Below are 14,180 nucleotides of genomic sequence, written 5' to 3'. Positions count from 1 at the left end.
CTCGGCGCAAATCGGCGTCAGGCCGCCAGGGCCGCCTGGCTACTCGGGGCGGCCAGACGAGCGCTCACCGACAGGTACTGGCCGCGCTGCCAGGCTTCCATGAAGCCGTCCAACGGAACGGCCAAACCTTGTCCGCCCGTCCCACCGGAGTCGTTGATGTAGATGATTTCTTTGGTCGCGTTGATGCCGAGCACCGTGATGGCGTGGTTGGCGGTGCCGAACCGCCTCGCGCTATGTGCGCCGCCGATCGCCTCGGCCCAGATCCGGTTGTTCACGGCCACCAGAACGGAGCTGGTGTTCAGAGCCGTCTTCAAATTGGCCAATGCCAGATCGCCCTGGCTCTTGGTGAAGGTGGTCATCGTCGCGTCGACGCCGTGCTTTTCCATCAACGCCATGCTGTCCACGTAGTAGACGTACTCGTCGGCCACCGGGTCGTAGATGTTCCCCGTTCGCGCGACATACTTTTTCAGCAGTTTGCTCCAGACCGAACCCGAATTCCGCGAGGACGAATAGCTGGGAGTGTCCTTGGCTTCCTGGACGATGTCGGACCAGGTGGGCATACCGCCCGGCCCCTTGAGTTGTCCGATCACCATGGCGGTCGAGGACAGCACGCAGGTGTTGTTGTTCCCCTGAGAGATAAAGTATTTGACGTTTTGCAGGGGATTGCCGTACACGACGTCCCCCGGCGCCGGTGGGTCTCGCAGCGGTGTTGTGGCAGTCGATGATTCATTCGCCGACGGTGGAGTGGGTCTGATGGTCGACCGGCCCAAGTCGCGCCCGAGGGTCGTCAGCGCATCCTGTACCGCATGAACTACCGCGGCCGGTGTAGGGAGCGCGGGCAGCGTCGGGAGGCGGCGCTGCGTTACGGCCGCCGCGACCGGTGCAGCTGTCGGCGTTTTCGCATTCGCGCGGGACTTGTTCGAGTCAGTGGCTTTTACGGCGCGTAGCGGCCCGGACGTTCGCGCACTCGACGCGGACCCTGAGCTCACCGACGAGTGATTGGAGTCGGCCGGCGCGGCCGATGCGACCGGGCTTGCACCCGCGAGCAGAATCCCCGCGCCGACGGCCAGCCCGCAGGCCGCGAGGGTCAAGGGGGCGAGTCGCCTGATCCGATTCATACTTCGGCTCTCCGGTTCCGTAGCCTCAGGCCGCCAGCGCGAGATCGGCTTGTGTCAGGGGTTGGCCTGCCGCGGCCGCCAACGGGCGGGTGGCGATGCCCAGCGGGTAGTTGGGCTCCCACGCCTTCATGAAGTCGGTCAACGACATCGCCCGGTTCTGGCCGTCGGCGCCCCACGCGGCGTCATTGACGAAGATCTGGTCCGTCTCGGTGTTCATACCGAGGACGACGACCAAGTGGTTCACGGGGTTGGTGTAACCCAGGATTGGGGCGTTGATGCTGACGAGGACGACCGAACCGGCGGTGAGTGCGGATGCCATGCTGGTCAGGGCTACGTCAGCCTTGGTCTTGGGGAAGTACGTCGTCGAGACGTTGATCCCGTTACCGCTCGTACTGAGCAGCTCCAACGCGTCGCCGGTCCACACCCAGTCGGTGCCGTCGTCCAAGTACATCTTCCGGTACTGACCGGTGGGGTTGCCGTTGACGAACAGTTGCCGTTCGACGCTGTCGGTGATCTTGGCTTTGGCGATCCAGTCCGCGATGTTCGGCATCGTGCCGGTCAGCTGACCCACTGCCATCACCACGGCCGCCAGGCCGGAGGTCTGGCGGCCGTTGGTCACCCAGTACTGCTTGGTGACGTCCGGGTTGCCGATGATCGTCGGAACAGCGGGGTTGTCCAGGTCGACGTAGATGGCGGCATCGGCGGTGGTGATTCCGGATGCGCCCAGCTGCACCGCAATTGAACGCAGCGCGTTCTGTACCGCGCCGAGAGGTCCGTGCAGCTTGGCCGCGGAGCCATTGTCGGCGACGATCGTGAACTCGTCCATGATGGCGCCCGAGGGCAGCGTGGTGTTGGGCGTGTACGTGTAGGCGCCCGTCACCGGGTCGAGAACAACCGAGCCGTTGGTCGGCTGGTCGCCGATCGAGTATTTGAGCGTGAAACCGTTGTTGCTCTTGCCGATAACGGTGCCCGACACGGTGCCGCCGGCGCCTGAAGTCTGGGTGCCCGATTCGATCGACGGTGGCTTGTTGGCGAAGATGTAGTTGAGCTGACGCATGAACGCCTGCACCGGGTTCAGCGTCGGTGTCGGGGCGGCTGCGGTGACGGGGGTTGTCGGCGTTGCCCGGCTGGTGCGGGTGCTCCGGTTTGTCGCGTCGGTTCGCGCGGGTGCGCTTTTCGCCGCCACCGGTGCGCGCCGACTGGAGGCGACGCCATGCTTCGACGACGTCGCCTTGCCGGACGTGGAGGTGCTGCCGCCCGTGGATGACGAGCCGGTGTCCGCGGTTGCGACCGCTGTGCCCGCCAACAGCGCGGCGCCCAAACCGAGCCCGACGAGGCCTGCGATCAGCCATGCATACAAGACGGCCCAGTGAGGCGTCATCGATTTCCCGGTCAGCACTGCGTCCCCTCGGCCCCGACTCCGATATAGCACTGCAGGCGTCCGATGTCCCGACGCCGAGGGACAGCTTAGGTGAGCGTGCGGGAATTCGTTTGCTAGATCGGGAAGCTCGGGCGAAATACTATCCACCCGCAAATTCTTTGCCGGCAGCGCCGGCGGTACTCAGCCGTCCTTGTGGGCGCTGAGCAAGTAGGCCGGCATCATCAGTCGGCCCTTCGTGTCGAGGTCGAACGGCATCGCACCCTCGGGCATGTCGGCGAACGCGGGCTTGTGGGAGTGGATCTTCGCCGGCCGAATGTCGTCGATCACGAAGTACTTCGACACCGCAGCGCGTAGCTCGTCCTCGTCGACCTCGTTGGGCTTGGTCTCGAGGTGCGGCGGGAAGGCGCCCTTCGCGAAGACCAGAACAAAGAGCCGCGCCCCGGGTGCGGCCGCCCGATGGATCGCACCGAGATAGGCGTCGCGGGCGTCGACCGGCAGCGAATGGAACAGCGTGCTGTCGATGATCGTGGCGAACCGCTCGTCGTAGCCGGTGAAGGCAGTGATATCGGCGCACTCGAAGGTCACGTTGCTCAAGCCGCGCTGCCGGGCGGCCTCGGTTGCGGCCGTGATCGCCGTGGGCGACACATCGATACCGACGACGGTGGCGCCTGTCGCCGCGAGGGCCAACGCGAGCTCGGCATGCCCGCAGCCGGCGTCCAGCACATGACCGCTGATCTCGCCGTCCCGGACCAGAGCGGCCAGTTCGGGCTGCGGCTCACCGATGTTCCACGGCGGCGGCCCGGCGAAGGCGCCCTCCTCCCTATAGGCGTCGTCCCAATCCATGACCTCAGAGTCCATGAACCTCAACCTACAAGGACCCGTCGGTCACTCGGTGATGTCCCAGGTGTGCACCGGTTCGTTGCTGTGCATCAGCGTGCAGTAGCGCCGCAGCATCTCGGCCAGTGCCTGTGGTCGTGCCATACCGCGATTCTGCAGCGCCTGCACCGTGGCGATCTGCCATGCCGACCCGTTGCGTCCGGTCTTCGCGCGACCCTCGATCACGCCGAGATAGCGGTCGCGTACTTCGGTGGCCACTCCCCAACGGCGCAGGCCTTCATCGGCCATCGGCAGCAAGGTACGCAACACCAGCTCGTCGGGTGTGATCTCGCCCAGCCCTGGCCAGTACAGCCGGGCGTCCATGCCGTGCCGAGCAGATTCGATGAAGTTGTCATGTGCCGCAGTGAAACTCATCTTCGTCCACAACGGGCGGTCTTCTTCGGCCAGCACTCGCAAGGCGCCGTAGTAGAACGCCGAGTTGGCCATCATGTCGACGACCGTCGGTCCGGCCGGCAACACTCGATTCTCCACCCGAAGGTGCGGCCGGCCGTTCACGACGTCATAGACCGGCCGGTTCCAGCGGTAGACCGTGCCGTTGTGCAGCCGCAGTTCGGACAGGGTGGGCGTGCGGCCTGCCGCGAGCTCGGCGACCGGGTCCTCGTCGGACAACTCGGGCAACAAGGACGGGAAGTAGCGGACGTTCTCTTCGAACAGGTCGAAGATCGAGGTGATCCAGCGCTCCCCGAACCACACTCGCGGACGCACGCCTTGCGCCTTGAGCTCGTCGGGCCGGGTGTCGGTCGCCTGGGCGAACAGTTCGATGCGGGTCTCGGCCCACAGCTGGTGGCCGAAGAAATACGGCGAGTTGGCACCGAGGGCCAGCTGCGGGCCGGCCAGCACCTGAGCGGCGTTCCAGTTGGCGGCGAAGTCGGCCGGGGACACCTGCAGGTGCAATTGCATACTGGTGCAGGCAGATTCAGGAGCGATGGACTCGGCGTGCATGCTCAGCCGCTCGGGGCCGGTGATGTCGATGAGGATATCCTCGCCGCGGGCGGTGAAGATCGAATCGTTGAGCGCCTGATAGCGCAGCGACGGACTCATCCAGTGACCGGTGAGGTGCTCGGGCATCAGCGTCGGCAGGATGCCGATCATCACGATGTGCGCGTCGTCGGTATTGGCCTTCGTCTCGGCGGCGTTCAGGCTCGCCCGAACCTCGGCCTCCAGCTCCAGTGCCGTCCGGCCGGGCAGTGGCCGCGGCGGGACGTTGAATTCGATGTTGTAGGCGCCCAATTCGGTCTGGTAGGCCGGATCGGCGATCGCGGCCAAGACCTCCTGGTTCGACATGGCCGGCTGGTAGTCATCGGTGACCAGGTTGCATTCGATCTCCATCCCGGTCAGCGGTCGGTCGAACTCGAAGCTGGATTGGGCCAGCATGGTTTCGAACACGTCCAGGCACAACTGGACCTTGCGCCGGTACTGCTGCCGATGCGCCCGGTTGAAGGTGGCGTGCTTGACCTCATCGCCCATGGGGTCGATGCAACCGGTTCAGACCAAGCTGCGCAAGCAAATCGCCATCAACCGCGCCGCCGCGCCCGCAGAACCTGCCGATCGAACGGGTTCGTGCTGACCTCCACCTCGACGCCGGCATGAGCACCGAGGGCCCGCAGCGCAGAGGGGCTGTAGGAGCGCAGCGAGCTGACCAGACCGTCGTGCACGAACGGCCACCACACCAGCGGCGCCATCGCCGCCAGTTTGGCGATGTGCAGAAGCGACGGCATCCGGGGCAGATCGATGACCAGAAGTTCGTTGGCCACCCGGGTGCCTTCGGCGAGCACCAGGGCCGCCTGGATGGGCGGTAGGTGGTGAAACGACAATGCGAAGACGGCCAGGTCGAACGAGCCGTCGTCGGCGTCGATCGCGGTCGCGTCGATGGTCCGCACCGTGGCGCGCGGATGTTCACCGAGATCGGATGCCGCGATCGCCGCCACCGACTCGGCGTTGACGTCGGAGATCGTGACATGGGCGGTCGGGTGCTGCTCGAGCACCTTGCGCGACAGCGCCCCGTGACCGGCGCCGAGTTCCAGGATGGTGGGGTCGACGACGTCGGCGACCTCGCGCAGCACCAGTTCGGCGTTGCGGTCGTGCTCACGGAACAGGTTGCCGATCACGTCCAGCGCCGTGACGATGCCGCGCTTGACCTCGTCGTCGACGTCGTCGCGGTCGAGGTATTCCGGACGGTCGGTCTCCAGCAGGCGATCCAGACACGACGCATCCGGGCCACCCCGCGGCATGTCAGCGATGTCGATGATCTCGGATGCCATGTAGGCCATCATGGACGAAAGGTCGGCTGCATCAGCAGCATCGCACGTCAGAGGAGCACAGTTGGCTGACTTCGTCGCCTCGATTGACCAGGGCACCACCAGCACCCGCTGCATGATCTTCGACCACAAGGGCGCTGAGGTGAGCCGGCACCAGCTCGAGCACGAACAGATCCTGCCGCAGTCCGGGTGGGTGGAGCACAACCCGGTGGAGATCTGGGAACGCACGCAGACCGTGGTGGTCTCGGCGTTGAACAAGACAAAGCTGTCCGTCGAAGACCTGGCCGCGCTGGGCATCACCAACCAGCGCGAGACCACCCTGGTGTGGAACCGCAAGACGGGACGGCCGTACCACAATGCGATCGTGTGGCAGGACACCCGCACCGACCGCATCGCAGCCGCGCTGGACCGGGACGGCCGCGGTGACATCATCCGGCGCAAAGCCGGTCTGCCGCCGGCGACGTACTTCTCCGGCGGCAAGCTGCAGTGGATTCTGGAGAATGTCGACGGCGTCCGCGCCGACGCCGAACGCGGTGACGCGCTGTTCGGCACGCCGGACACCTGGGTGCTGTGGAATCTGACCGGGGGAACCCACGGCGGTGTGCACGTCACCGACGTCACCAATGCCAGCCGCACCATGCTGATGAACCTGGAGACGCTGGACTGGGACGACGAACTGTTGTCGCTCTTCGGGATTCCGCGCGCGATGCTGCCGGAGATCCGGCCGTCGTCGTCGCCGGAGCCGTATGGGGTGACGCTGTCCGGCGGTCCGCTGGGCGGTGAGGTGCCGCTGACCGGAATCCTCGGCGATCAGCAGGCGGCGATGGTGGGGCAGGTGTGCCTGAGCCCCGGTGAGGCCAAGAACACCTACGGCACCGGCAACTTCCTGCTGCTCAACACCGGCGAGAAGATCGTGCGCAGCGAGAACGGGTTGCTGACCACCGTGTGCTATCAGTTCGGAGACGCGAAACCTGTTTACGCCCTTGAAGGTTCGATCGCGGTGACGGGCTCAGCCGTGCAGTGGCTGCGCGATCAGCTCGGCATCATCAGCGGCGCATCGCAGAGCGAGACCCTGGCGCGGCAGGTCGCCGACAACGGCGGCGTGTACTTCGTGCCGGCGTTCTCGGGACTGTTCGCGCCGTATTGGCGTTCGGATGCGCGCGGGGCGATCGTCGGGTTGTCCCGCTACAACTCCAACGCGCACGTTGCCCGGGCGACGCTGGAGGCGATCTGCTACCAGAGCCGCGACGTGGTCGACGCGATGGAAGCCGATTCTGGTGTGCACCTTGAGATTTTGAAGGTCGACGGCGGTGTCACCCAGAACGAGCTGTGCATGCAGATCCAGGCCGACGTGCTGGGCGTTGATGTGGTGCGCCCGGTGGTCGCCGAGACCACCGCACTGGGCGCGGCGTATGCCGCCGGGCTGGCGGTGGGATTCTGGGCCGATCCCGATGACTTGCGCGCCAATTGGCAGGAGGACCGGCGATGGTCGCCGGCGTGGGACGACGACCAACGTGAGGCCGGCTACGCCGGATGGCGCAAAGCCGTGCAGCGCACGCTGGACTGGGTCGCGGTCTAGGTCGTCAGCGCTGTGACGAACGAGTCGAGTGAGCACAGCTCGCCGGGGCAACCGCGGATTGCCAGCGGAACCCAGGTCGAATCGCCGTCGGTGAGTGCGCGCATCTGCTCCAGCGTTTGAGAGCGATACGAGGCTCGGACGGCCTGGTCTCCGTTCGGCGCCTCGAGCAGCTGGAAGACGAGTGCGCCGCCGGGTGCTGGTTCGTCGTCGGCGAAACCTGTGACGGACCAATGGGCGTCGAGTAGGCCGGCGATGTTTGCGACCTCGGTGTCATGCCCGACGATGACGGTCAGCGGCGGCCCGGTGTCCACAGCGTCGCGAATGACGTCGGCGATCTTGCCCGCGTTGGCCACCGCCAGTGGGCGGGGCCGGGCGATGATCGACAGCTCCAGCGCGTGAAGGCTCCCGACGAGCCGGATGTCGTCGGCGGTGGCACGCCCCCACCCGACATCGGCACGCGGTTTGCCTTCGGCGTATTCGAGCTCCAACACTTCGGAGATCACCGACCCGTAGGCCAAGGCGCCGGTGAGTCGGGGGCGGTGGGCGCCGGACGGGTCGACCTCGGTGCCGCTCTGCACATCGGCGAGACCGCACCGATCAGGCCGGTTGCCGCACACGATGTGGGTCACGGCGTCGAGCGCCGACTGGTATTGCTGCGCGAGCGTAGTCACGCCGCCGGGCCCGACCGTCGACGCGACAGCCTCCTGTGCCGCAGCGGTCGTGATGTCCGATGTGCGGTATGCGTCGAAAAGCGGATCCGCTTCACCTTGTGGGGCATGGTGATTCACGATCCCGCAGCCGGCGGCCAGCGATGAAGCGTACGCGTCACCGGTTGCGATGGTGCGCTGCAGAGAGTCGGAGACGATGCGAACGGAACCCGGGGGAGGGCAGGCGTGAGCGGGGAGTGTGCCGTCGGCGATGAAGCGGCGCGCGTCGGCGGCTGCGACAAGACGAACGGCCGCCGCGCCGTGATCGGTGAGCCAGCCCGGGCGGGTGCTCCACGCCGGCCACGGGTCAGGAGCGATCGACACCGGGACTGGTGGTTCCTTGTTCGGCGGTCGCACCCCGTGGCGCATGAGCATGACAGTGCGGACGACACGCCAGGTGTCGGCTCGGCTGGCGGACGGTAGTGCCCCACCGAGAATGCAGAGTGTGACGGCAAGTGCGATCAGTCTCAGCACTGTGGCATCGAAGCATGAACTGGGCGCGGTTTCGAGCGCTGCGCGCACGAAACCGCGCCCAAGTTCTGGTTACTCGGATTCGCCGAGGATCTGGTAGATCTCGCGGCGCGCAGTGTTGACGATGTCGATGATGCGCTGCTGCTGCTCCGGGTTGGCAGCGAAAGCCGCCTGCCGCACGGCACCGAACAACTGGCCTACGGCGGCACGGATGTTGACCTGGCCCGGGTCGGCGCCTTCGGTGATCTCGTCCCACGGGGCGGTCTCGATCTTGTCGGCGGCGGCGCGGCCTTCGTCGGTCAGCTCGAAAAGCTTCTTGCTGCCTTCGGATTCGCTTGCCACCAGCAGACCTTCGTCGGCCAGCAACTGCAGGGTCGGGTAGACCGAGCCGGGGCTCGGCTTCCACAGATCCTGGGTGCGCTCGGCGATCTCCTGGATCATCTCGTAGCCGTGCATCGGCCGCTCGGCGAGCAGCTTGAGGATTGCGGCGCGCACGTCACCGCGACGACCGCGACCGCGGCCGTGTCCGCGGCGACCGCCGCGTCCGCCGCCACCGGGTCCGAAGCCTGGACCGAAGCCGGTACCGAAACCCGGACCGAAGCCCGGGCCGAAGCCCGGGCCGAAGCCGCCGCGCGGGCCGAACGGCGGACCGTCGTGGCGGTCGCCGTGCTCGCGGAACTGCTCACGTAGTTGCTCGCGGAGCTCGCGGCGGCCGTGCCGGTCGTGGCGGCGACCACGGCCTGCCGGTGCGAAGCCGAAACCCGGACCGAAGCCGGGGCCAAAGCTGGGGCGGCCCATATCCGGGCCTCCGAACTGGGGAAATGGGGTGTTCATAGAGGTTCTCGTTTCTGGTCTGGAAACGCCGAATGCGCTTCCGATACGTTGACGATATATCGGAAACTATCGCGATGCAACGGTCAGTTGGATCGCCGGTCGATTTCCTTGACCACCCAGCGGGCCCAGTCGGCCTCCATCGCCTCGACTCGCAGTCCGAATTCCAGGGCCGCGCGGCCGTAGAACCCGACGTCGCTGTCGCCCCACTCCATACAGTCGCGCACCTGCTCATAGCGGGTGAGCTCGGCTTCGGCGTGCTCGGCGACCGAGACCATGTAGGCCCGGGCCTGCTCGCGAGTCATCTCGCTGAGCAGGAACACCCGCAGCAACTCCGCGCTGCGGTACGGCGGGTCGTCCTGGGGGTTGGTCATCCAGCGCAGCAGATCCTGACGTCCGGCATCGGTGACGCGGTATTCCTTGCGCCCGCGCGGGCCGACGTCGGTGACCTCGATCAGGCCCGCATTGGCGAGTTTGTTGAGCTCGCCGTAGAGCTGGCTCTGGGTCGCCGGCCACACGTTGGCCATCGACACATCGAATCGTTTGAGCAGGTCGTACCCGCTGCCGGGCTCCTGGGCGAGGAGGCCCAGCGCCGCGTACCGAAGACTCACGCGACCATCGTAAGGCTCGACATGTCAGTTATGGACTATCTCATGTACCACCATTGACAGGTCATCAGTGGACTGTCACAGTTAGCGGCATGACGGACATCACCACCGACACAACCAACTTGCCCGCCGAAGGGGAGTTCTTCCAGCGCGGTAACTACGCGCCGGTGCCGGACGAGCTCACCGAGTACGCGTTGCCCGTCGAGGGAGCGATCCCGCCCGACCTCGACGGCTGGTACCTGCGCAACGGCCCGAACCCGCGCGAGGCCAACAGTCACTGGTTCACCGGTGACGGGATGATCCACGGCGTCCGCATCGAAGACGGCGCGGCCAAGTGGTACCGCAATCGCTGGGTGCGCACCGACAGTTTCGTCGATCCGTTCCCGCTCTACCGCGAGGACGGCACGCGTGACCTGCGGGCAGCCGTCGCCAACACCCACGTCGTCAACCACGCCGGCAAGACGCTGGCGCTGGTGGAGTCCTCGTTCCCGTACGAGATCACCAACGAGTTGGAAACGGTGGGCTGCTACGACTTCGGCGGCAAGCTGCAGAACTCGATGACCGCGCACCCGAAAATCTGCCCGACCACCGGAGAACTGCACTTCTTCGGATACGGCAGCATCTTCGAGCCGTACGTCACCTATCACCGCGCCGACGCCAACGGTGAGCTGACCATCAACCGTCCACTGGACGTCAAGGCGCACACCATGATGCACGACTTCGCGATGACCGCCGAGCACGTGATCTTCATGGACCTGCCGATCGTGTTCAACCTCGACATCGCGATGCGCGGCGAGGGTGACATGCCCTACCGATGGGACGACGACTACGGCGCCCGGTTCGGTGTGCTGCGGCGCGACGATCCGTTCGGTGAGGTGCGCTGGTTCGACATCGACCCCTGCTACATCTTCCACGTCGCCAACGCGCACGAGTCCGCCGACGGGAAATTGATTGTGCTGCAGGCTGTCCGCTATGCCGAACTGTGGCGGGACAATGGCGGATTCGACGCCAATGCGGTGATGTGGAGCTGGACGATCGACCTGCAGAACGGCACGGTCAGCGAGCGTCAGCTCGACGACCGCGCGGTGGAATTCCCGCGGATCGATGACCGGCTGGCCGGTCTGCCCGCGCGCTACTCGGTCTCCGTCGGCGACGCCAGCCTGGTGCGCCACGACCTGACCGACGGCAGCGCCGTCGAGCACCGCTTCAGCACCGGACTGGTGCCGGGTGGCCCGGGGGAGGCGGTCTTCGTCCCGTCCACATCGGGACCGGCCGACGAAAGCAACGGCTGGTACATCGCATACGTGTACGACGGCGCCCGCGACGGAAGCGATCTGGTGATCCTGGATGCGTCGGACTTCGCGGGCAAACCGGTGGCCCGAATCCAGCTGCCGCGGCGGGTTCCATACGGCTTCCACGGCAACTGGATTCCTGCCTAGCGGTACTCCAGCACCAGCCCGGCGTCGGCCCTGCGACGATATGAGCCCATGGGCGACTTCAGCGCGCTACCGGGCACAGCCGTCGTCGTCGGCGGTACCGGCGGGATCGGCGCCGAGATCGTCCGGATGCTCGTCGAGCGCGGGTCGCGGGTGGGCTTCACGTACCGCGGCAACGCCACCAAAGCGACGGAGCTCGCGGGCACCGGTGCGGCCGCCGAGCAGCTCGACATCACCGATGCGGCGGCGGTACGCCGCGTCGTCGACTCGTTCGCCGGCGCCGGGGGCGTGCACACCGTCGTCCACGCCGCCGGCGCGCACGTGCCGATGCGGCACCTCAGCACCGTCGATCCCGACCGGTTCGATCAGCAGCTGAGCACCGACACCGCCGGCTTCTTCAACGTCGTCACCGCCGCCCTGCCGCACCTTCGCTCATCGCGGGGCAGCCTGGTGGCCGTCACCACCGCCGCGACGCGACGCTTCGCGGTCCGCGACGGCCTGTCGGTCGCCCCGAAGGCCGCCATCGAAGCGCTGATCCGCGGGATCGCCGCCGAGGAGGGCAGATTCGGGGTGCGCGCCAACTGCGTCGGTCCGGGGATGCTCGTCGACGGCAACGCGCAGCGACTGATCGCCGACGGCGACCTCGACGAGAAGGCGCTCGACGCCGCCCGGCGCAACACCCCGCTGGGTCGCTTCGGCGATGCCGCCGATATCGCCGAGGCGGTGTGCTTCCTGGCCTCGCCGCGCGCCGGGTTCATCACCGGCCAGAAGCTGGACGTGGACGGCGGCTACGGTGTCTGACCGGATAACCGATGTCCACGCGATCCGCGATGTGGTCGCTCTCTATTGCCGAGGCATCGACCGTCTCGACTTCGATCTGGTGCGGCAGGCCTATCACGACGACGGCATCGACCATCACACCGGTTTCGATGGAACCGTCGGCGAATACGTCTCGTGGGTGAGTAAGAGCCTCGAATATCTCGCCGGAACAATGCATTTCATCGGCAACCACCACGTCGACTTCGTCGACCAGGACACCGCCATCAGCGAGACCTACGTGATGGCAACGCATTGGGGCCCGCCGGGCTCAGGCCGGCGCGCCAATTTCACCACCGGCGCGCGCTACGTCGACCTGATGGAGCGCCGAGCCGGCCGGTGGGCGATCGCTGAGCGCTGGGCCGTGCGGGAGTGGACCCGTCCGGACGTGTTCGTCGCCCCGGAACAGCCCGGACCCCGCGGCACCCGCGACGCTGCCGATCCGCTGTCTGTCCTCATGAAACGCTTTGCCCTGTAGGGGTTGCGAGTACCCTCACCACACCATGGCGGTGAAATGGCTGGACGACCCGGAAGACCACGACTATGACGCGGCGGCGGACTATTTGAGCATGCTCGCCGAAGACGCCACAGTGACAGCCACCGTGACCGCCCTCCGATCAGCGAAACCGGTGTACCGCAAGGCCAAAGACATTCTCCGAGCGGCCCGGCTGACGGCGCTGCCGGTGGACAATCCGCATGTGAAGTCCGATCTGGCGAAGATCGAGGCGGGCAAGAAGCTCTCCCCGATACTGCTGGTGCGTGGCACCCCTGCCGATGCCTTGCAGATCGCCGACGGCTACCACCGAGTCTGCGCCAGTTTCCTCACCGACGAGAACACCGCGATCCCGTGCCGGCTCGTGTCGTGGGTGCACTCGGCGTGAGCTTCGGCTTCTCCACCCTGGCGCTGGTCGCGGTCATCGGATTGGCTGGGCCACTTCTGGCGTCGGTGCCGAGACTGCGGATTCCGGTCGTCATCGGCGAGTTGGCGATGGGATTGCTCATCGGCAGAACGGGATTCGGCCTCGTCGACCCCGGTGACAAGACATTCACGCTGCTGGCCGACATCGGGTTCGCGTTGGTGATGTTCGTGGTGGGCACGCATGTGCCGATCCGTGACGTCACCCTGCGGTCCTCGATTCCGATGGCGGTCGTCCGGGCGGTTCTGGTCGGCGCGGTCGCGACCGGCTTGGCGGCAGGTTTGGCTGCGGTGTTCCACACCGGTCACACGGGCGTGTATGCGGTGTTGATGGCGTCGTCGTCGGCAGCACTGGCCCTGCCGGTCATCCAGCAACTCGGCCTCGGCGGGGCCGCGGTGCAGGCCGTCACCGCGCAGATCGCGATCGCGGACGCGACGTCGATCGTGTTGCTGCCCTTGGTGATCGACCCGAACCACGCGCTGGCCGCCGCCTCCGGTGCGCTGCTGATCGCACTCTGCGCCGGCGCGGTGTTCCTCGGGCTCTGGGTGGCCACCCGTCGAGGTTGGCGCAGGCGGCTGCATCACTTCTCCGGGCGCAACAACTTCGCCCTCGAGTTGCGCATCAGCCTGATCATCCTGTTCGCGCTTGCCACGCTCGCGATCACCACCCACGTGTCGATCATGTTGGCCGGCTTCGCTCTGGGCCTGGCGGTCAAGGCGGCGGGCGAACCGAGGCGACTGGCCCGCCAGCTGTTCGGCATCACCGAGGGCCTGTTCAGTCCGCTGTTCTTCGTCTGGCTCGGCGCCTCATTGCAGGTACGCGAACTCGGCGACCATCCGGCCTACATCCTGCTGGGGGTTGGCCTGGGCGTCGGCGCGGTACTCGCGCACTGCGCCGGACGGCTGACCGGGCAGCCCTTGGCCCTGGCCGCGTTGGCCGCCGCTCAGCTCGGAGTGCCGGTCGCCGCAGCCACTCTCGGCACCCAGAACGGTCTGCTGAGCGCGGGCGAGCCCTCGGCGCTGATGCTCGGTGCGCTGCTCACCATCGGCGTCACCTCGATAGCCAGCGTGATCGCGGCGCGACGGCACCGGGAACAGCCTCCAGCGCCGGCTGCGTGACGCCACGACGTGTGCCGGGTGTCCGGTTCGGGTAGCCGACGTC

15 protein-coding genes are annotated in these 14,180 nt (G+C 66.7%); 7 read left to right on the top strand and 8 right to left on the bottom strand.

From position 1 onward, the window contains the following. Positions 1-17: 17 nt before the first annotated feature. Together D3H54_RS32400 and D3H54_RS27880 are read right to left on the bottom strand one after the other, a co-directional pair. Positions 18-1,118, bottom strand: coding sequence for a C39 family peptidase (locus D3H54_RS32400; RefSeq protein WP_502707701.1), 1,101 nt, complete (start codon positions 1,116-1,118; stop codon positions 18-20). Between the two features lie 25 nt (positions 1,119-1,143). Next, entirely contained in the window at positions 1,144-2,187 is a 1,044-nt protein-coding gene (locus D3H54_RS27880; RefSeq protein WP_168214993.1) for a cysteine peptidase family C39 domain-containing protein, read from the bottom strand. Between D3H54_RS27880 and D3H54_RS31365 the strand changes: the two genes are divergently transcribed. Then, entirely contained in the window at positions 2,174-2,491 is a 318-nt protein-coding gene (locus D3H54_RS31365) for a hypothetical protein (RefSeq protein ID WP_168214992.1), read from the top strand. The two genes, D3H54_RS27880 and D3H54_RS31365, sit on opposite strands and share 14 nt — an antisense overlap. Positions 2,492-2,679: 188 nt before the next feature. On the opposite strand, the gene D3H54_RS27875 is transcribed toward D3H54_RS31365, so the two are convergent. From D3H54_RS27875 to D3H54_RS27865, 3 genes are read right to left on the bottom strand one after another with little or no spacing between them, the layout of a single operon-like run. Beyond that, positions 2,680-3,357 (bottom strand): class I SAM-dependent methyltransferase, encoded by a 678-nt coding sequence (locus D3H54_RS27875; RefSeq protein ID WP_149382936.1) that lies wholly within the window; start codon positions 3,355-3,357, stop codon positions 2,680-2,682. 27 nt (positions 3,358-3,384) lie between these two features. Then, the gene (locus D3H54_RS27870; protein ID WP_149382935.1) at positions 3,385-4,863 is read right to left on the bottom strand and encodes a glutamate-cysteine ligase family protein; all 1,479 of its coding nucleotides are present in this window, start codon (positions 4,861-4,863) and stop codon (positions 3,385-3,387) included. 47 nt (positions 4,864-4,910) lie between these two features. Next, positions 4,911-5,666, bottom strand: coding sequence for a class I SAM-dependent methyltransferase (locus tag D3H54_RS27865; protein WP_149383790.1), 756 nt, complete (start codon positions 5,664-5,666; stop codon positions 4,911-4,913). 1 nt (position 5,667) lies between these two features. Here D3H54_RS27865 and glpK point away from each other — a divergent pair, with 1 nt between their 5' ends. After that, entirely contained in the window at positions 5,668-7,233 is a 1,566-nt protein-coding gene (glpK, locus tag D3H54_RS27860) for a glycerol kinase GlpK (RefSeq protein ID WP_149382934.1), read from the top strand. Here glpK and D3H54_RS27855 read toward each other — a convergent pair. From D3H54_RS27855 to D3H54_RS27845, 3 genes are all read right to left on the bottom strand, one after another. Continuing rightward, on the bottom strand, positions 7,230-8,309 hold the full coding sequence (locus D3H54_RS27855; RefSeq protein ID WP_168214991.1) for a histidine phosphatase family protein: 1,080 nt from the start codon (positions 8,307-8,309) through the stop codon (positions 7,230-7,232). The genes glpK and D3H54_RS27855 overlap by 4 nt on opposite strands. Positions 8,310-8,483: 174 nt before the next feature. Further along, a complete protein-coding gene (locus D3H54_RS27850) occupies positions 8,484-9,245 on the bottom strand; it encodes a PadR family transcriptional regulator (RefSeq protein ID WP_149382932.1) in 762 nt (253 codons plus the stop codon). Positions 9,246-9,328: 83 nt separating this feature from the next. Beyond that, positions 9,329-9,853 (bottom strand): PadR family transcriptional regulator, encoded by a 525-nt coding sequence (locus D3H54_RS27845; RefSeq protein WP_149382931.1) that lies wholly within the window; start codon positions 9,851-9,853, stop codon positions 9,329-9,331. An 89-nt stretch (positions 9,854-9,942) separates the two neighbouring features. Between D3H54_RS27845 and D3H54_RS27840 the strand changes: the two genes are divergently transcribed. The 5 genes from D3H54_RS27840 to D3H54_RS27820 are packed head-to-tail and all read left to right on the top strand — an operon-like array spanning position 9,943 to position 14,137. After that, positions 9,943-11,289, top strand: coding sequence for a carotenoid oxygenase family protein (locus D3H54_RS27840; RefSeq protein WP_149382930.1), 1,347 nt, complete (start codon positions 9,943-9,945; stop codon positions 11,287-11,289). Positions 11,290-11,337: 48 nt separating this feature from the next. Next, entirely contained in the window at positions 11,338-12,087 is a 750-nt protein-coding gene (locus D3H54_RS27835) for an SDR family NAD(P)-dependent oxidoreductase (protein ID WP_149382929.1), read from the top strand. Next, positions 12,080-12,580 carry a nuclear transport factor 2 family protein gene (locus D3H54_RS27830; protein WP_286199029.1) on the top strand — a complete coding sequence of 167 codons (501 nt, stop codon included), beginning with the start codon at positions 12,080-12,082 and terminating at the stop codon, positions 12,578-12,580. Before D3H54_RS27835 ends, D3H54_RS27830 begins: the two co-directional genes overlap by 8 nt. 25 nt (positions 12,581-12,605) lie before the next feature. After that, positions 12,606-12,983, top strand: a complete 378-nt coding sequence (locus tag D3H54_RS27825; protein ID WP_149382927.1) for a hypothetical protein — start codon at positions 12,606-12,608, stop codon at positions 12,981-12,983. After that, entirely contained in the window at positions 12,965-14,137 is a 1,173-nt protein-coding gene (locus D3H54_RS27820) for a cation:proton antiporter (RefSeq protein WP_286199028.1), read from the top strand. Before D3H54_RS27825 ends, D3H54_RS27820 begins: the two co-directional genes overlap by 19 nt. The last annotated feature ends 43 nt before the right edge of the window (positions 14,138-14,180 follow it).

Origin of the sequence: Mycobacterium sp. ELW1, assembly GCF_008329905.1 — a bacterium.
GTDB lineage: Bacteria > Actinomycetota > Actinomycetes > Mycobacteriales > Mycobacteriaceae > Mycobacterium.
Note: the sequence above shows the minus strand (reverse complement) of the source record. Positions and strands in the feature narration are given on the sequence as shown.